Origin of the sequence: Clostridium sp. HBUAS56017 (assembly GCF_007115085.1) — a bacterium.
In the GTDB taxonomy this organism is placed as follows: domain Bacteria; phylum Bacillota; class Clostridia; order Clostridiales; family Clostridiaceae; genus Clostridium; species Clostridium cibarium.
Genome location: NZ_SULK01000017.1, coordinates 14,069 through 32,968, shown reverse-complemented (window position 1 = coordinate 32,968; position 18,900 = coordinate 14,069). Strand labels below are relative to the sequence as shown.

General features: G+C 29.3%; 17 protein-coding genes. 11 read left to right on the top strand and 6 right to left on the bottom strand.

What is annotated here, in order from left to right:
- Positions 1–3 precede the first annotated feature (3 nt).
- From FAY47_RS14370 to FAY47_RS14350, 5 genes are all read left to right on the top strand, one after another.
- Positions 4–1,647, top strand: a complete 1,644-nt coding sequence (locus FAY47_RS14370) for a PTS transporter subunit IIBC (protein ID WP_143317599.1) — start codon at positions 4–6, stop codon at positions 1,645–1,647.
- Positions 1,648–1,649: 2 nt separating this feature from the next.
- On the top strand, positions 1,650–2,426 hold the full coding sequence (locus tag FAY47_RS14365) for an endonuclease/exonuclease/phosphatase family protein (protein WP_143317598.1): 777 nt from the start codon (positions 1,650–1,652) through the stop codon (positions 2,424–2,426).
- 253 nt (positions 2,427–2,679) lie between these two features.
- Positions 2,680–4,839, top strand: a complete 2,160-nt coding sequence (locus tag FAY47_RS14360; protein WP_143317597.1) for a type IA DNA topoisomerase — start codon at positions 2,680–2,682, stop codon at positions 4,837–4,839.
- A gap of 156 nt (positions 4,840–4,995) precedes the next feature.
- Positions 4,996–5,613 carry a hypothetical protein gene (locus tag FAY47_RS14355; protein WP_143317596.1) on the top strand — a complete coding sequence of 206 codons (618 nt, stop codon included), beginning with the start codon at positions 4,996–4,998 and terminating at the stop codon, positions 5,611–5,613.
- Positions 5,614–5,795: 182 nt separating this feature from the next.
- Entirely contained in the window at positions 5,796–6,413 is a 618-nt protein-coding gene (locus tag FAY47_RS14350) for a hypothetical protein (RefSeq protein WP_143317595.1), read from the top strand.
- A gap of 266 nt (positions 6,414–6,679) precedes the next feature.
- On the opposite strand, the gene FAY47_RS14345 is transcribed toward FAY47_RS14350, so the two are convergent.
- Positions 6,680–7,294: a hypothetical protein gene (locus tag FAY47_RS14345; protein ID WP_143317594.1), complete on the bottom strand. Its 615-nt coding sequence runs from the start codon at positions 7,292–7,294 to the stop codon at positions 6,680–6,682.
- Positions 7,295–7,493: 199 nt separating this feature from the next.
- Between FAY47_RS14345 and FAY47_RS14340 the strand changes: the two genes are divergently transcribed.
- From FAY47_RS14340 to FAY47_RS14330, 3 genes are all read left to right on the top strand, one after another.
- Positions 7,494–8,516, top strand: coding sequence for a hypothetical protein (locus FAY47_RS14340; RefSeq protein WP_143317593.1), 1,023 nt, complete (start codon positions 7,494–7,496; stop codon positions 8,514–8,516).
- A gap of 312 nt (positions 8,517–8,828) precedes the next feature.
- Entirely contained in the window at positions 8,829–9,587 is a 759-nt protein-coding gene (locus FAY47_RS14335; protein WP_143317592.1) for a TerC family protein, read from the top strand.
- Between the two features lie 179 nt (positions 9,588–9,766).
- Positions 9,767–10,690 carry an AraC family transcriptional regulator gene (locus FAY47_RS14330; RefSeq protein WP_143317591.1) on the top strand — a complete coding sequence of 308 codons (924 nt, stop codon included), beginning with the start codon at positions 9,767–9,769 and terminating at the stop codon, positions 10,688–10,690.
- Positions 10,691–10,861: 171 nt separating this feature from the next.
- Here the strand turns inward: FAY47_RS14330 and FAY47_RS14325 are convergent, their stop codons facing one another.
- The 5 genes from FAY47_RS14325 to FAY47_RS14305 all read right to left on the bottom strand — a co-directional run bounded on the left by FAY47_RS14325 (position 10,862) and on the right by FAY47_RS14305 (position 14,956).
- Positions 10,862–11,575, bottom strand: a complete 714-nt coding sequence (locus FAY47_RS14325) for an LrgB family protein (RefSeq protein WP_143317590.1) — start codon at positions 11,573–11,575, stop codon at positions 10,862–10,864.
- 2 nt (positions 11,576–11,577) lie between these two features.
- Positions 11,578–11,943, bottom strand: coding sequence for a CidA/LrgA family protein (locus FAY47_RS14320; RefSeq protein ID WP_143317589.1), 366 nt, complete (start codon positions 11,941–11,943; stop codon positions 11,578–11,580).
- Between the two features lie 349 nt (positions 11,944–12,292).
- Positions 12,293–13,081 carry an ABC transporter permease gene (locus tag FAY47_RS14315; RefSeq protein WP_143317588.1) on the bottom strand — a complete coding sequence of 263 codons (789 nt, stop codon included), beginning with the start codon at positions 13,079–13,081 and terminating at the stop codon, positions 12,293–12,295.
- Positions 13,078–13,839, bottom strand: a complete 762-nt coding sequence (locus FAY47_RS14310; protein ID WP_143317587.1) for an ABC transporter ATP-binding protein — start codon at positions 13,837–13,839, stop codon at positions 13,078–13,080. Before FAY47_RS14310 ends, FAY47_RS14315 begins: the two co-directional genes overlap by 4 nt.
- Before the next feature lie 106 nt (positions 13,840–13,945).
- Entirely contained in the window at positions 13,946–14,956 is a 1,011-nt protein-coding gene (locus tag FAY47_RS14305) for an ABC transporter substrate-binding protein (RefSeq protein ID WP_143317586.1), read from the bottom strand.
- A gap of 253 nt (positions 14,957–15,209) precedes the next feature.
- Here FAY47_RS14305 and hydG point away from each other — a divergent pair, with 253 nt between their 5' ends.
- The 3 genes from hydG (at position 15,210) to FAY47_RS14290 (ending at position 18,896) form a co-directional block, all read left to right on the top strand.
- Entirely contained in the window at positions 15,210–16,628 is a 1,419-nt protein-coding gene (hydG, locus tag FAY47_RS14300) for a [FeFe] hydrogenase H-cluster radical SAM maturase HydG (RefSeq protein WP_143317585.1), read from the top strand.
- A gap of 203 nt (positions 16,629–16,831) precedes the next feature.
- A complete protein-coding gene (locus tag FAY47_RS14295; protein WP_143317584.1) occupies positions 16,832–17,875 on the top strand; it encodes a hypothetical protein in 1,044 nt (347 codons plus the stop codon).
- A 562-nt stretch (positions 17,876–18,437) separates the two neighbouring features.
- Positions 18,438–18,896 (top strand): hypothetical protein, encoded by a 459-nt coding sequence (locus FAY47_RS14290; protein ID WP_185966841.1) that lies wholly within the window; start codon positions 18,438–18,440, stop codon positions 18,894–18,896.
- The last annotated feature ends 4 nt before the right edge of the window (positions 18,897–18,900 follow it).

Sequence of the window (18,900 nt, the reverse complement as noted above, 5' to 3'; positions counted from 1 at the left end):
AAAATGGGAAAAAGTAAAAAGAAATTATTGTCCTTTGATTTTTGGCAAAAGTTTGGTAAGGCATTACTTGTAGTTGTTGCTGTAATGCCTGCCGCAGGTATTATGATATCCTTAGGTAAAGTGGTTGCAATGACTACGGATATAACTGCTATTGATGCAATAGGAAGAGTTATGGAAGACATAGGGTGGGCTATTATTAACAATTTACACATCCTATTTGCAGCAGCTATTTCTGGATCTTGGGCTAAAGATAAAGCAGGTGGTGCTTTTGCAGGTGTTATTTCATTTATTTTAATTAATAAGATAACTGGATCTATATTTGGTGTAACTACTGCCATGCTTTCAGATAATACAGCTACAGTAAATTCGCTTTTTGGATCACAATTAATTGTTGCAGATTACTTTACTAATATACTTGGCTCTCCAGCTTTAAATATGGGAGTTTTTGTTGGAATAATTTCAGGATTTTTAGGAGGAACTATTTATAATAAGTTCTATAACTTTAATAAACTACCTAAGGCATTAGACTTTTTTAATGGTAAACGTTTTGTTCCCTTTGTAGTAATAGCTGGGTCTGTAGTTTCGGCTGTAGTGCTTTCTATATTATGGCCATTTGCTCAAGGTGCATTAAATAGTTTTGGAATTTGGCTTGCAAAATCAAAGGATACAGCTCCAATACTTGCTCCATTTGTTTATGGTACATTAGAACGTTTATTATTACCTTTGGGATTACACCATATGTTAACTGTTCCAGTAAACTATACTGAGCTTGGTGGAGTATATCAAGTGTTAACAGGTTCTGGTGCAGGATCTACAGTGGCAGGGCAAGATCCTTTATGGTTAGCTTGGATTACAGATTTAGTTAATTTAAAGGGGGCAGGAGATACTAGTGCATATAATAATCTACTTACAACAGTTACTCCAGCAAGATTTAAAGTAGGACAAGTTATTCTTTCTTGTTCATCATTACTTGCAATAGCATTTGCTATGTATAAGAATGTTGATAAAGAAAAGAAAAGCAAATATAAGAGTATGTTTTTTTCAGCTGGACTTGCAGTGTTTTTAACTGGTGTTACAGAACCAATTGAATTTATGTTCTTATTTGTATCTCCAATACTTTATGTGGTATATGCAGTATTAACTGGTATAGGTTTTGCACTTTCAGATATTATTAATCTTAGAGTACATGCCTTTGGCTTCATAGAGTTATTGACACGTACTCCTATGATGATTAATGCAGGAATTACTAAGGATATAATTAACTTTATTATTACATGTGTTGTTATGTTTGGAGTAAACTTTACTGCATTTAACTTCTTAATTAAAAAGTTTAAGATTGCTACACCAGGACGTTTAGGAAATTATATAGAAGATGAAGAAACTAATTTAGATACAACAACTTCAAATGATTTGCAAGCTGTAAATATAATAAAATTACTTGGTGAGAAAGAAAATATTGAGGATATAGATGCATGTATGACAAGGCTTAGGGTAACTGTTAAAGATATAAGTAAGGTTGCAGAGGAAATTGAATGGAAAAAAGATGGAGCTCTTGGACTTATATTAAAGGATAAAGGTGTTCAAGCCATTTATGGACCTAAAGCAGATGTGTTAAAATCTAATATTCAAGATATTCTTGGTATGTAATTATGAAACTATTAACTTTAAATTGTCATTCATGGAAAGAAGAGAAGCAATTAGAAAAGATAAAATATTTAGCTAAAACAATTGCAGAGGAAAAGTATGATGTAATAGCATTGCAGGAGGTTAGCCAAAGAATAGATAAAAAAGGAGAAATAGCTAAAGATAATTATGCTTATATGTTGATTAAAGAACTGTTTATTTTAGGGATGAAGGAATATAAATTTATCTGGGATATGAGCCATATAGGATATGATATATATCAAGAAGGCTTGGCTTTAATTACAAAACATAACATAGTAGATTATAGAAGTTTTTATGTATCAAAAAGTAGGGATATTAAAAATTATAAAAGCAGGAAAATAATTAAGGCTAAAATAGCTATAGATAATGAATATTTTGAATTTTTATCTTGCCATCTAGGTTGGTGGCAAGATAAAGATGAATCTTTCAAGAATCAGGTAGATAATTTACTTAGTAATGTTAATTATAGCAAAACTTTTATTATGGGAGATTTTAATAATGATGCCTTTATAAAAGGTGAAGGATATGATTATCTATTAAGTAAAGGGCTTTATGATACTTACAATTTAGCTAAAGAAAAGGATAGCGGGGTAACGGTTAAAGGGGAAATAGATGGCTGGGAAGAACATTTTAAAGAAAAAAGATTAGATTTAATACTAACAAATAAAGAACTAGAGGTTAAAAATTCAAAGATAATTTTTAATGGGAAAAATAAAGAGGAAATATCAGATCATTACGGGGTTCAAGTGGTTTTAGAATAAATAAAAATATAAAAAGTATTGAAATTTAGTATATAAAAAAATATAATTATAACTATGATGCAGATAGTTTGTTATATATAAATGTAGAAAAATAGGCATGTCTAATGCCTATTTTTTAGCGTACAGGACTTTAAAACAAAAAATCAATGTAATTAAAGATTATGGAAGCTTTAAGGTTTGAGATTTTTTATATACTTCTAATGTAAATCTCAATGACATTATTTACTGCACATTTAAAAGAAAGGGAGTATTTATGAGTAAGGTAATTATCGCAGAAAAACCTTCTGTAGCAAAGAATATAGCAGAAGCATTAAAAGTAAAAACTAGAAAAGATGGATACTTTGAAGGTGAAGGATACTATATTACTTGGGCATTTGGTCATCTTTTTCAATTATATGATGCAAAGGATTATGATGAAAACATGAAAGGATGGAGAATGGATAAGTTCCCATTCATACCTGAAGAGTTTAGGTATAAGATTAAGTGTGATAACGTAGATAGGTCATCTGTAGATAAAGGAGTTCAAAAGCAAATAAATATTATAAAGAGTTTAATAGAAAAAGAAGATGTTGATGGCGTTATATCTGCCACTGACCAAGACCGTGAAGGAGAACTTATTTCACTTGAAGTATTTATGTATTTAAATCAAGGAAAGCCAATATATAGATTGCTGTTAAATGAGTGGACACCAGATGAAGTAAAAAAAGGAATGGCAAACTTAAAGGAAAATATAGAGATGAAGCCACTTCAAGATGCAGGGATAAGCAGGCAATGGGCAGATTGGATAATTGGAATTAATTTAACTTCCGTCGCAACACTTAGATATAATCCAAATGATAAAAAAATATTAAATATAGGGAGAGTTTTACTTCCAACTTTAAAGATAATTTATGATAGAGATAAAGAAATAGAAAACTTTGAAGCTTCAACTTATTATAAATTAGTAAGCACTTTTAAAACTAAGAATAATGAGGAATTTGAAGGAACTTATTATATAGATAATAGTGAAAAATTTGAAGATAAGAAAACTGTAGAAGAGTTAAAAAAACTTTTAAAAGATAAACAAGCAGAAATAGTAGAAAAGCAAGTAGAAAAGAAAAGAGAGTATGCACCCTTGTTATTTAATTTATCCAATTTGCAAGGATATATAACTAGTAAATACAAAGGATGGACATCTGATAAGGTGTTAAAGGTAGCTCAATCTCTTTATGAAAAGAAGTTTACAACTTACCCAAGAACAGGAAGTGTAGCTTTGGATGAAAGTCTAAAGGAAAAAACAAAGAAAGTTTTAGATGTAGTAAAACAAGGATTGTCTTATGAAAGGGAAATCAAATTTACTGAGAGTAAAAGAGTATTTGATAATTCAAAGGTAGAAAGTCATAGTGCAATTACTCCAACATATATAAAACCAACAGGACTTTCTAAAGATGAAGAAATAGTATATATGGCTATTAAAAATAGATTTATAATGCAATTTATGCCTATAGCACAGTTTGAAGAAACAAAACTTGTTTCAAAGGTTAATGATGAAGGATTAAAGGGTGAATTTATTTCTAAAGGAAGAGTTCAAATAGTAGAAGGATGGCGTGTTGTTGAAAAGATAGAAACTAAGGATACAATATTGCCTTTAGTTAATGAAAAGGACATGGTAGATGTGGTGGATAGCAAGATAAATGCAGTTACTAAGAAACCTCCAAAGCATCATACTGAAAAAACATTGTTAAGGGTTATGGAGACTTGCGGAAAAAGCTTTAAGGACGAAGAGGATTCAGAAGAAATGATGGCTTCAATATTAAGTGGGTTTAGTATAGGTACACCAGCTACAAGAGCAGAAACTATAAAGAAGCTTAAGGATACTGGATACATTAAATCTAAGGGGAAAAGTCTTACTTGTACTGAACTTGGAAGGACTTTGGTTGAAATATTTCCTGTAAAAGAATTGCTAGATTTGCAGTATACAGGTAGACTTGAAAAGACACTATCAGATATAGAAAAGGGAAGATTCCAAAAGGATGACTTTTTAAATATGATAAAAGAATTTACTGTTGCTGCAGTAGAAGATATTAAAAAAGATACATCAATGCTTAGTAGCTTTAAAGTAGATTTGCCAGAAGGTTCTGAAAGCCTTGGTAAATGTCCTATCTGTGGTAATGATGTTATTGAAAATGAGAAAAACTTTGGTTGTGTAAACTGGAAAAATGGATGTAAGTATACTATATGGAAAGATGATAAGTATATTACAGCTAGAGGAAAGAAAGTTTCCCGGGAAATGGTTCAGCTTCTCCTTAGAAATGGAAAGGTTGGATTTAGAAATTTGAAGAGTAAGAAGGGAACAACTTATTCAGCATATTTTAGATATGAAATAAATAAAGAGACTGGATATTTTAATTGGAATGTGGAATTTATAAATTAATCTGTATTATTTTTATGCATAGTTTTTGACATAATAATCTTTGAAATTTGTTGTTTTTATTTGTTATATAATATAACTTTATTATTGTTAATTTCATATAATGAAGTAATAGAATTAACTGTCAAAGGAGAGTTAAGAAAGGAAGTATATTTTATTATGTCGAAATATTCACTTAAAGCATATATTGACACAGAAACTGTTTCTTCAATATATGAGAGTGGTCAAAAAATAGTAATCGTTAAAAAAAATGATGGTCCTGAAGCTAATATAGCTTGGGTAACTTTCAATCCTTTTGAAATTAATAATGTCACTTGGGAGTCAGAATATGGACTTTATGCTTCAAATACTCAAATGCAAAGTGGGGCAATTATTAATACTGCTTCCTATAAAATAGCTTCGGTTAAAAATATATATCCATTTTCAAACGGAGTATTTGGATCACCTGTAGTTGACTCAAGTCTTAATGATAATGAATATGGAATAATCAATAAAGCAAGAGATTATGAGCATCTAACTTTTGGTTTAGCACAAAATGTAATTGCAAATAGTGTAGTTTATGAGGGAAATCCTATTAATGCAAAATCAGTTTTATATAATCAAATTTCTTCATTTATTCCTCATGAAAAAATTTGCATATTTATAGAAAGTAAATTTGATAATGGAGCAGTTATTACTCATATTCGAAGTAATTCTCTTTGCTTAGATTTTTCTGTCCAACCAAATATAATTATAAAATATGATAAAGTTATTGGTGAATTCGTTAAATTAAATTAGAAATATAAAGAGGATGTCTCATAAGATAAAGTTTAAAATTATCTTAAGGTATCCTCTCTTGTTTTATTATAGTTCATTTTTAAAATGTATTCATAAAACTATACTAACATTACAGCATAAAAATATATTCCTTTAAATATATATAAATAGAATTTAATAAAAAGAAAGGAAGTATATTTTTTATGCCCACATATTCACTTAAAGCTATTATTTCGCCTGAGATTGTTTCGTTCCTAAATAGAAATGATCAGAGGATAGTAATAGTTAAAAAAAATGAAAAATCTAAAACTAATGTAGCTTGGGTAACATTTAAGCCATTTCAGGTTAATAATGTTACCTGGAATACGGAGTATGGTATTTATGCTTCAAATGTGCAAATTCAAAATGGAGCAACAATTGATGCCTCATCTTACTCGGAAGCTTCAGTTAAGAATATGTATCCATTTCAAAATGGAGTATTTGATTCGCCTATATCTGACTCAGAGCTTAAAGATAATGAATATGCAATACACAATAAATCAGATGAGTATGAATATTTAACTTTTGGATTAGCTCAAGACGTAACTGCAAATGGTACAAATTATGAGGGAAATCCTATTAATGCAGAATCGGTTTTATATAATCAAACAGTTTCTTTTATTCCTAATGAAAAAATTTGTGTATTTATAGAAAGCAGTTTTAATGATGGTACAATTATTACTCATATCAGAAGTAATGTACTTAATTTAGATTTTACTGATGATGCAAACGTAACTATAAAATATGATAAAAGTATTGGTGGCTTTGTTAAGCAAAATTAGGGGAAATGTACCACTTTAAGTAGAGTTCAAAAAAAATGGTTTACGTAGCGCATAAAAGATGATTTTTGTACTTTTCAGAAGTCATCTTTTTAGTTTCTACTGTAAGTGGTTAATATTGCGATAGTTTACATAAGAAAAGAAGGTACAGCCTTTTTTGAACTCTACCTTCTCAAGAACACTTTCCATTTTCTTGTTTATTGTTTATTGACTTATGAGGGTGACAACTATTTTAAAATTGCTTATATGATAATAAAGTAGTGATAAATTTATGCTTGTTTAAATCCACCAATGCTACTATCATACACTACATCTATAGTAGTAATACTTCCACCAAAAGTTATTTCCAATGGTTGACTATCGATTTCAGTAATTACGGAACCAGTAGTAACTCTTGATTGTAAGAATACAACTATTTGTTCATAAGGTGTAAATTTAACAATTTGATTTAAAGGTACAATTGATGCATTAATTGGACTTCCAGGTATTGAATTACCATTAAACTCAACTTTTTGTGCTAACCCGAAGACTAAGCTATTAAATGAATTCATTTTATTAGAAGCGATATACTGACCTTCTTCTGCACCAGGGAAGGTTTCAGGTAAATCAAAAGTTCCTTTGTTAAACTTATATAGTTGTTTAGGTGTTGCAGCTACTTCAGATAGTTTTACTATTGTAGCTCCAGCTTGTATTTCTGTATTTGAAGCATAAAGAGAATAATTTTCTTCCCAAGAAACATAATTGCCTTCAAATGGTAAAAATGTTACCCATGCGATAGGAAATCCTGAAGATGTTTTCTTTAATATAACAATTTTTTCTTGGGCATCATAAATTGTTTTTATATCTACTGAATTAATGCTTAAATTTAATCTATAGTTGGGCATGAAATTAAACCTCCAATTAATAGTTTCATATTATATAAATATGTAAATTAAATTTGTTTTGTGAATTATTATGGAGAGTTTTACATGAATAAAGTTGCAAGTTTTGGTGTTACTAATATAGTATTACTTTCTGAAGTAAAACATATATATTAATAAACTTTCTTTTAAGTATAAATATTTATATAAGGAGTGCTTATTTTTGAAATGTGATGCAAAGAAAATTGAAAATGTCTTTCAAAAAAATAAGGATAAATTGTTAGCAGTGAAGGGATGTACAGGTGTAGGTATTGCATTAAAAATAAAGAATGGCAAGACAACTAATATTCCTTCAATAGTTGTTTTTGTGAAAAAAAAGCTATGTAGCTTACCAAAAGAGGAAGTGATTCCTGAAAAGTTAGAAAATGTTCCTACAGATGTGGTGGAACAATTATTTGATATACAGTTTAATGTACCAAAAACCACTAAAGATGAAGTGAAAAATATTACAGTAAATAGTGATCCGCTTTTTAGTGGATTACAAATTCAAAGCTTATTAGGAAAGCTTGATGGTATAGTAAAATTAGGAATTGGTACTTTAGGCTGTTTTATTTATACCAGTGGTAAAGCTGCAAGTGATGGAAATGATAAAATAGAAGCTGGTGATTATATGTTGACATGCAATCATACATTTCTTTCTAAGATGATAGAAGGTGAAAAACCAGCATATAATGAGTGTTATGAGCCAGATTATAATAATCTTTGTGGATATTATACTTATGGTTTTTTAAACCTTAGACTAGGGTATGATTGTGCAATAGTAAAGGTTAATAGGAAGTACAAAAATGAAGTTCAAACTCCAAATCCAGCTGGTCCAGGATATATAAAAAGTAAATTAAATGGAGTATATAAAGTTACAGTTAATGATTTGGGAAAAGAAGTATATAAATATGGTGCTAAAACTGGTTATACTGTAGGAAGAATAAAAACTTTAAATGTAACAGTTCCACTTCCAAGTGGGAAGACTGATTTAGGAATACTTATTGAAGGAAGTGCAGGGCATAAAATTATTGACGAAGGAGATAGTGGTTCAGTAGTAGTGCTAAAAGAAAATAATAATGTTATTGGGTTGCTTTCTGTAAATGACAATGGTTATATTAATAGATGTTATTGTTTTGATATAATAAATCAGATGAAATGCTTTGTTGACAGCGGTGGTGAAGTTCGTTTATCACATACAGTGTAGTATATGGAATTTTAGTTTTTATGAATTGAATATAAAATGGTACACATTGAATCTGTAAAAGAATGAAAAAGTAAAAGGACATATTAAATTTCCGTGTATTATAAGACGCATATAAATTCTAAGGGTGATGGTTCGTGATACTGAAAATAAATTATAACAAGTAAACTATATTTTAATATGGTGAGAATAGTGTTATAATTTTTATTGGTTGATTGATTAGTCATTCATATATATAGATCTTTTGTAGAGATCTATAAGAAATATAAAAGATAACTTTTTAAAGGAAAGTTATTTGAATAAGGGGAAATTTAAATGGATTTTTTGAATGGATTAGTAAATAATTATAGTCAGTTTTTTTCTTTAGATGTGTTATTATCAACATTGTCTAATCCTTCAAACTTGATGATGATATTTAGTTTAGCTATTTTAGAAGGGCTGTTATCTTCAGATAATGCAATAGTACTAGCAATAATGGTTAGGCATTTACCGAAGAAACAACAAAAGAAAGCATTATTTTATGGAATATGGGGAGCATATATTTTTAGGTTTATTGCAATAGGTGTTGGAACATATCTAATTAAAATATGGTGGGTAAAACTATTAGCAGCTTTCTATTTACTAAAGATGACATATGCTCATTTTGTCAAAAGAGAAGATAATGAGGAAGTTGATGAGTCAAAGGTTATAAATAAAGGTTTTTGGGCTACTGTAGCAAGTGTGGAAATGATGGATATAGCATTTAGTATAGATAGTGTTTCGGCTGCTTTTGGAGTGTCTGATGAGGTTTGGGTTTTATACTTAGGAGCAGTTTTTGGAATACTGGCAATGAGGGGAGTTGCTAAGATATTCATATCTTTAATAGAAAAAATTCCAGAACTCGAAGGCTCAGCATATGTTCTTATTGGATTTATAGGGGTTAGAATGCTATTAGGCATAATTAACATTGAGATATCTAACGTTATTTTCTTTACAGTTTTAATATTTATTTTGGGTGGTACTGTAGTTTTGCATTATATGAAACCTAAGGTTACTAATACTGATTCTGAAAATGCTGTTGATTCCGAGAAATAAATTAATTTCATATTGAAGTTCACAGAATAAACAATATTTAAATGTAAAGAGGTGCCTTATGAAATAATTGATTATTTTATAAGGCATCTTTTTATATTGCATCATAATACAAATTTTAAAATTAGAAAAGATGTTATAATGATACTTATATATTTTAAGTAGAGATAGGAGGTTCACCCTTGGAAGATAGTGTTATATTGAAAATAAAAAGAGGTTATTTGAACGAAGATTTCAAATTTTTTCATTTAAAAGATAAGAAGGCTGAAGAACATATCTTTCACTATCATGATTTCAATAAAATAGTAATTTTCATTTCGGGTAATGTAACCTATGCAATTGAAGGAAAGTACTATAAGCTTAAACCTTGGGATATTCTTTTTGTAAGTAGTAACGAAGTTCATAAACCAATTATTGATCCAGATGAGTATTATGAACGAATTATAATTTGGGTAAACTCTAATTTCCTAGAGGAGCATAGTATTGATGAAGGCAATTTGCTTTCTTGTTTTCTGGTAGGAGAAAGAGAAAAACTTAATTTGTTTCGCTTAAGGCCTAATAATTTAAATATAATTAAAGATAACTTATTTCTATTGGAAAAAACAATAATAGATCGAGAATTTGGATGGAAAATACTTCGTAATTCTTTTTTTATGCAACTTATAGTTTATTTGAATCGATTAATGTTGGAGCCTAAAAAGGAAAAAGATGAAAAAGACATCAAATATGATAAAAGAGTAGTAAAAATACTTACATATATTAATGAAAATCTAAATGGTAATTTGTCTATAGATAGTATTGCTTCGAAGTTTTATATAAATAGATATTATTTAATGCATAATTTTAAAAATGAAACAGGCTATACCATTCATAGTTACATATTAGAAAAAAGACTAGCTAAAGCCGCAACTCTTATTAAAAAAGGGCAAAAGGCTACTAGTGTATCAACACAGTGTGGATTTAATGATTATTCGAGCTTTGTGAGAGCTTTTAAGAAAAATTTCGGTTTATCGCCAAAGCAGTATTATAATGCTATTGAGTCTATTAAGGAATCTTATGTTAGTGATATATTTGAGGATATAAGTTTTTACCCTTACAGAGAATAATCGTGAAAGTTAGAAGTAGATAGTTACAATGATTTATCATATAAATTTGTGTTGTTAAAAAACAACAGGTAATCTAAATTCAAAAGTAGAAATTAGATTACCTGTTTCTAATTTATAAACCAGAATAAATTAATTTTAAATTATGACTTGTACAATTATAAATAATTTAACCTATTTTATGATTGTATAAATATAATAAGAAAGACTATAAACAAGTGGCGCAAGAAATACAGTCATTATTCCAGCTATACCAATAGATAATCCGCTCATGGCGCCTTCTGTTTCACCAAGTTCTAAAGCTTTAGTGGTTCCAACAGCATGAGAGGCGGTCCCTATAGAGATTCCTACAGCAACACTATCAGTAATCCTAAATAGTTTGCAGATAGTTGGTCCTACAACAGCACCTATTATACCGGAAATGATTATTGCTAAAACTGTTACTGGAATTACTCCTTCAAGTTGATTTGATAGCTCTATACCAATTGGAGTAGTAACAGATTTAGGTAATAAAGATTTAATAAGTGTTCCATCAAGACCTATATAGTGAGATAAAACCACAATTGAAAACATTCCAACAATGGAACCAAATAAAATTCCTACAAGAATAGAAGCTGCATGTTTTTTTAATAGTTCAATTTGTTTATACAAGGGAACTGCTAATATAACAGTTGATGGTCCAAGAAACATATTTATAAATTTTGCTCCTGAATTATATGTATCAAAATCTATGTTAAATGCTATTAAAAATGCTATTACTATTCCTATTGCAATGAGTAATGGGTTAAATACTGGTAGTTTTGTCTTTTTGTATATGTATAATCCAATTTCAAAAGCGACTAATGAAAGTATAATACCAAAAAGTAAATTGTTTGTAAGTGTTTCCAAAATTATTTCTCTCCTTGCTCTTTTTTTATTCTTCTTGAGATAAACTGTACCATTAAACCTGTGCTAGCTATAATTATTATCGTTGTTATGACGCAAACTATTATAAGCTTAAACCATGTATCTTTGATTATTCCAAAGGATGTCATAAGGCCAACACCAGCAGGAATAAAGAAAAAAGCAAGGTGATCTAGGAGAAAGTTTGTTGTAGTTTCAATTTGTTCTGTTTTTATAACTTTAGTGCATAAAAGTAATAATAAAATTATCATTCCTAATATATTACCTGGAACAGGTAGGCTGAGAACTCTTGAAATTATTTCTCCTATTAGATAAATACCTAGTATAATAATTGCTTCTCTAAAAATTTTCATTTGTATCCTCCTTATCCTATATCTATATATAATTTATCACTTTGAAATATCTATGTAAACTTACATAATTAAGAATTATGTAAAATTGAGAAGAGAAAATTGAAAATTGCTAATTAAAGAGGAAGTTCTTGTAGAATTCTGAAACGTGTTTTATATTTATTGACGCATAAAGATGAAATAGGTCAAAAACTTGATTAATTTTAATATTATAATTAACGTTAATTGAGGCATTTGTTTTTTTAGAAAATACCAATGTTATAAAAGTAATTTCAATAATTTTTATTGTATTCAAAATAGAATATTATAAACTAAGACCAGAAAATTGATTTTCTGATCTTAGTTTCAGAATCTAAGAATTTTTTACATATTTCTTTTCAATTAAAAAAACCAGCTTGTACATTATGAAGGCTATAATAGATAAGATAATTATGCTCATCATTACCATATCAAGCTGAGAAACTTGACCGCCATAAACTATTAAGAATCCTAATCCTTCACGAGCTACTAAAAATTCACCCATAATTACGCCTACCCATGATAAACCTACATTTATTTTTAAGGCTGAAATTAAAATAGGAATAGAGTAGGGAATTATTAAATATCTTAATATTTGAAGTTTATTAGCTTGGAAAGTTTTCATAAGCAGTAGCTTTTCTATATCTACTTCTTTAAAGCCTGTATATACACTTATTATCGTGGTTACTATAGATATTAACAGGGCTATGACGATTATTGCAGTAATACCATTACCTACCCAAAATATAATAATAGGAGAAAGAGCAACTTTAGGTAATGCATTAAGGACTACTAAATAAGGGTCTAAAACCTTTGCTATAAAAGGACAGCTCCACAAAATTATTGCAACTAATGTCCCTAGGATAGTACCTAGGGTAAAACCTAATATAGTTTCATAGCAAGTAACCCATATATGATTAAAGAGTTGACCACTTTCATATATACTAATTAAGGAATTAATCATCCTACTTGGGCTTGAGGTTAAGAATGGATCAATCCATTTATAGTTAGCAGCAACTTCCCAAAGGACTATGAAGAATATAAGAATAAAAATTCTAAAAAAAGTCACTTTGTATTTTCCTATCTTTACTTTCTTTATATAAAGTTCATGTTCTTTTGTCATCTGCTATCAAGCTCCTTCCATAAGGTGTCAAAGTATATTTTAAACTCTTTTTCACTTCGTCTTTCAAGTGGGGTTTTATCATTATTAGCAAATGTTATTGTAGTATCAGATTTTATTGAAGCAGGTCTTTTAGTTAAAACAATTATTCTATTAGATAGAGATATGGCCTCACTTATGTCATGAGTAACCATAATTGCGGTTTTCTTTTCTTTTTTTATAATTGAATGAACATCATCACAAACATTAAGTCTTGTTTGAAAATCCAAAGCCGAGAAAGGTTCATCTAAAAATAAAACTTCGGGGTTTAAAGCAAGAGTTCTAATTAAAGCTACTCTTTGTCTCATTCCACCAGAAAGTTCTTTTGGATAATGGGTTTTGAATTTTATAAGTCCATACTCATTTAATAAATGTTCAACTCTATCCTTATTTTCATTAGTCATTGAATTTTTTATTCTAAGACCTAAGGTAACATTATCCCAAACTGTATCCCATTCAAATAGATGATCCTTTTGGAACATATAGCCAATTTTATTTAGGTTTTTGTGTATGTCATTTCCTTTAAAAAGAATTTCACCTTTAGAAGGCTCTAGTATTCCACATAAGATATTTAGTAGGGTGGATTTACCACAACCAGATGGTCCAAGGATACTAAGAAATTCACCATCTTCAACTTGGAAGGTTATGTCTTTTAATGCTTTAGTTTCCCCTTTTAATGAATGATAGCTCATAGATATATGATTAATACTTAGTAAATTCATTTTTTCACCACCTTATTTTATATGTATGAAAGGTGAAAAGGTTAGATGGATGGAAGTTTTTATGTATAACTTCCATCATCCACTTTGTTCGCTCTGTTACTACTTTTTAATTTATGACATTTTCAGCAAAGGAGCTATTAACTATCTTTTCATAGGCTGGTCTAGATGGGATTAGTGATGAGTCATAGGATTGAATAACCTCCATCAATTTGCTTAAATCTTCTTCTTTTAGCTTAGGATCTGCTGAAAAAGCATCAATATTTTTATAATTATTGATTACTTTTATTATGATGTCTTTATCAGTACCAGGAAAGTAGGACTCAATTGATGAAGCTATTTGATCACTTGAGTGTGTTTGAACCCATTTTTGTCCTTTATATATTGCTCTAGTAAACTTATCTAAAGTTTCAGTATTTTTATTCATATATGACTTTGTAGAAAAAAAACAAGTGTATGCAACATTACCAGTTGATTCTCCTATTGATGAAACTATACTTCCACCACCTTCAGATTCAAGCATGGAAGCTGTAGGTTCAAATAGAGCTACATAATCAGCGGAACCAGATTTAAAGGCACCGGCTGTTGCAGTGAAATCAATATTAGTAACCATTTGAACATCTGTCTTTGGATCTATTCCATGTTTTTTCATTACATATTCTAGAGCCATTTCGGGAACACCACCTGGTCTTCCACCAATTATCTTCTTACCTTTTAAAGATTCCCAAGTAAAGTTTGATTCTGTTTTTTTGGAAACTAGGAAAGAACCATCTTTTTTAGTAAGCTCCGCAAAGATGATAGGGTAGTTTTCTCTACCTTGGTTGTTAATATAAACTACTTGCTCAGGTCCACAAAAACCGATATCAGCATTATTACTAAGAACATTTTGCATTACCTTATCTGCACCTTGACCGGTGGTTAGATCAATGTCAAGTCCTTCATCTTTAAAGAATCCTTCATTTAAAGCAACATACATTGGAGCATAGAATACAGAACGAACTACTTCGCATAGACGAACTTTTATTAAGTTACTATCACTTTTCTTACTGCAGCTAACAAAGAGGGAACTGAGGGTAAAAACAAAGGCTAAGAACAGTGATAGTTTTGATTTTTTCTTCATCTGTATGTCCTCTTCCTTTAATACTTATGATGTATAGTATGAATTAAGGTGATATATTGTTAAAGGTATGTGGAAAATATATTAATAATTGGTTGTATATATCGTTATATGTAATTCGTTATTCAACAATAGTTAAGTTGACAAGCTAAAGGTATAATTTTAAGATTGAATAGAAGTGATATTAAAATATTATAAAGAATAACTTATAATTATATAAAGAGATTTTAGGTTTAAGAAGAAAGAAGAGATTAATATGTATAATGTTAAATCAAAAATAGCAACTGAATTTATTGATGAAGAAGAGATATTGGAAACTCTTGAATATGCAAAGGAAAATAAAAATAACAGAGATCTTATCAATAAAATTCTTGAAAAGGCAAAAGAATATAAAGGAATTTCACATAGAGAAGCGGCAGTTTTGCTTGAGTGTGATTTAAAAGATGAAAATGAGAAGATGTATAAGCTAGCTCAGGAAATTAAACAAAAGTTTTATGGTAATAGAATAGTTATGTTTGCACCATTATATCTTTCAAATTATTGTGTAAATGGATGTGTTTATTGTCCATATCATTATAAGAATAAGCATATAGCAAGAAAAAAGCTTACTCAAGAAGACATAAAAAAAGAAGTAATAGCTCTTCAAGATTTAGGGCACAAAAGACTTGCATTAGAAACAGGAGAAGATCCTGTAAATAATCCAATTGAATATCTCTTAGAGAGTATTAAAACTATTTATAGTATAAAGCACAAAAATGGAGCCATAAGAAGAGTTAATGTTAATATAGCAGCTACAACTGTTGAAAATTATAGAAGACTTAAAGAAGCAGGAATTGGAACATATATCTTATTCCAAGAAACCTACAATAAGAAAGCTTATGAAGAGCTTCATCCAACAGGGCCAAAGCATGATTATGCTTATCATACAGAAGCTATGGATAGAGCTATGGAAGGTGGAATAGATGATGTTGGATTAGGTGTATTATTTGGACTTAATATGTATAGATATGATTTTGTAGGTTTACTTATGCATGCAGAACATTTAGAAGCAGCTATGGGAGTTGGACCACACACTATTAGTGTACCAAGAATTAGGCCAGCTGATGACATAAATCCAGAAGAGTTTACTAATGCCATATCAGATGAAATTTTTTCTAAGATAGTAGCAGTTTTAAGAATTGCAGTTCCTTATACAGGACTTATTGTTTCGACAAGGGAATCACAAAAGTCAAGAGAAAAAGTGCTTCATTTAGGTGTTTCTCAAATAAGTGGGGCATCATCTACAAGTGTTGGGGGATATTTTGAAAAGGAAAAGGAAGAAGAAAACTCCGCTCAATTTGATGTGAATGATAATAGAACATTAGATGAAATTGTTAATTGGCTACTTGAAATGGGCTATATTCCAAGTTTTTGTACTGCATGTTATAGGGAAGGAAGAACAGGGGATAGGTTTATGACTCTTGTGAAATCAGGGCAAATAGCAAACTGTTGCCAACCTAATGCACTTATGACGTTAAAGGAATATTTAGAGGATTATGCTTCAGAGGATACAAAGAGAAAAGGTGAAGAGGTAATAAAAAATGAAATTCATAAAATACCAAATGAGAAGGTTAAGAAGATTGTATTAGAGCATCTTGAAGATTTACATGAAGGAAAGAGAGACTTTAGATTTTAAGAAAGATTAAAATTTTATAAACTTATATGGCTTTAAGGATTACTTAAATGAAATGAAAAAATTGAGCTTAGGGATTAATTTTGATTCCTAAGCTTTTCTGTTTTTGTTTTAAAGTACGAATAAATAGTATTTGGTAGTTATTGTAACAATATGTAAAATGTGATAATGTATATATGGATAAAAGTGTAAAGGGAGATATGATGATGAAGAAAAAGATTTTATCAATGATTATAATTTTGCAAATAACATTAAGTTTAGTTTGCGTAAATAATACAAAAGTACAAGCAGGTACAATAATTATAAGTGATTCAGATGGAGGAGATATAGCAGATACTTATGAAACTAACGATTTTTCTAAGAATATGAATATAACTAATAAGTTTACTGATGAAAATTTTAAAAATGCAGTATATGATTTAATAGGTAAAGATAAATCGTCAGAGATATTATATTCTGATGTGAGAGATATTAAATCTTTAAGAGTTAACAATAGTTTTATTAAAAGTTTAGATGGGATTGAGTACTTTACTTCTTTAACTAGTTTATATTGCGGTGGAAATGGATTAACTACTTTAGATATAAGCCATAATAAATCTTTGATGGAGTTAGATTGTTACGATAATCAGATAGTAAGTTTGGAGGTAAGCAAAAATAGATTATTAACTAAATTAGCTTGCGGGAGCAATCAGTTAATAAGCTTAGATGTAAGTAAAAATACAAGATTGAAATCTTTATCTTGTGAAAAAAATATGATTACAGACTTAGATGTTACAAGGAATATATGTCTAAGTGATTTGAATTGTAGTCGCAATAAATTGATGAAAATAAATCTAAGTAATAATACAAGATTAAATGTTTTTTTGGGATATGATAATAACCTAACAAGTTTAGATGTAAGTAAAAATAAATTATTAACTAATATTGCTTGTGGAGGTAACAAGATTGAGAGCATAGATTTAAATAATAATAAGATGTTAACGAATCTAACCTGCCAATCTAATGGATTAAAAACTTTAGATTTAAGTGAGAACATACTATTAACTGAATTGTATTGTTATGAGAATAATTTAAAAACTTTAGATTTAAGTAAAAATGTTAATTTGCAGATGTTTGATTGTGGATATAATGAAATAAAAACTCTTTATTCAAATAATAATACATGGCCTAGCAGTTGGTATGAAACTCAATATGGGGATGAAAATCATACTTCTACTATAAAGGACTTAAGAATAACAATTAAAAATTAAATTTGTTTCATATAGTTGGAATGTAGTTGACTTTTAATCAGGGAGCCATCAGTTTCTCTAAGGATTCAATATAAATTTTCAGCAATATAGTTATGGAAATCTTGTGAGCGTGCGTGATGAGGGTATAAAAAAGAATGACTTACTAAGAGAAGCCATTCTAATAAAGTGTATTATTATCTTGAAGGGGAAAATAATGATTTACTACTTTATGATGTTAGTATACAGCTATTTTATGTCATTAATATGACAAGCTATATAAAAGTCCTTTTTATGATTAGGTAAAGAAAAGGTATTTTGAATAAATCTAGGTTGTAGAATCAGGTAAAACTATTTATGTAAGAGGTGGTACTTACAGATATTCAACAACAATAAATTTTTCGAAGTCAGGAACCGAAACAGCTAAAATAAGCATAGCTGCTTATCCAGGTGAAAAACCAGGCTTTGATTTCTCAACACAAACTTATGGTGCATAAGCTAGAGGTTTTCATATAAAATGCATAATGGTAAAGGTAACAAGTTTATAGGTTCTCGTTCTTAGAGAAATGGTGATGATGGCTGGGATTTGTATGAAACAGACTGGGGGATAGAAATAACTAATTGTTGGACGTGGCATAATGGAGATAAAACAGATTTTGATGCAATATATCAACAAAAAATGAAAAAGAAAATGAGTTCATATCAAGGAAATGGTAATGGTTATAACTATATGTTTGAGAAATCTGGAACCACACAATTTATAAATAATATTTCTTTTAGTGTACGTGGTTCATTAGATCATGAATTTGCTTCTGGTGCTATAGAAAAGAACAATAGTTGGAATTTAAAGGTTAATGCAAATGCAGGTGATTTTGTTGGATTAAGTGAAGAATTAGCTAAGGCTCCAAGAAATGCAGACGGGAGTTTACCAAGCAACGGATTTGCAAAGTTAGTTGATGGCAGTGATCTTATAGATAAAGGGATAGGTATAGGATTACCTTATTTAGGAGCAGCACCAGATTTGGGAGCATATGAAAATCATTAATATA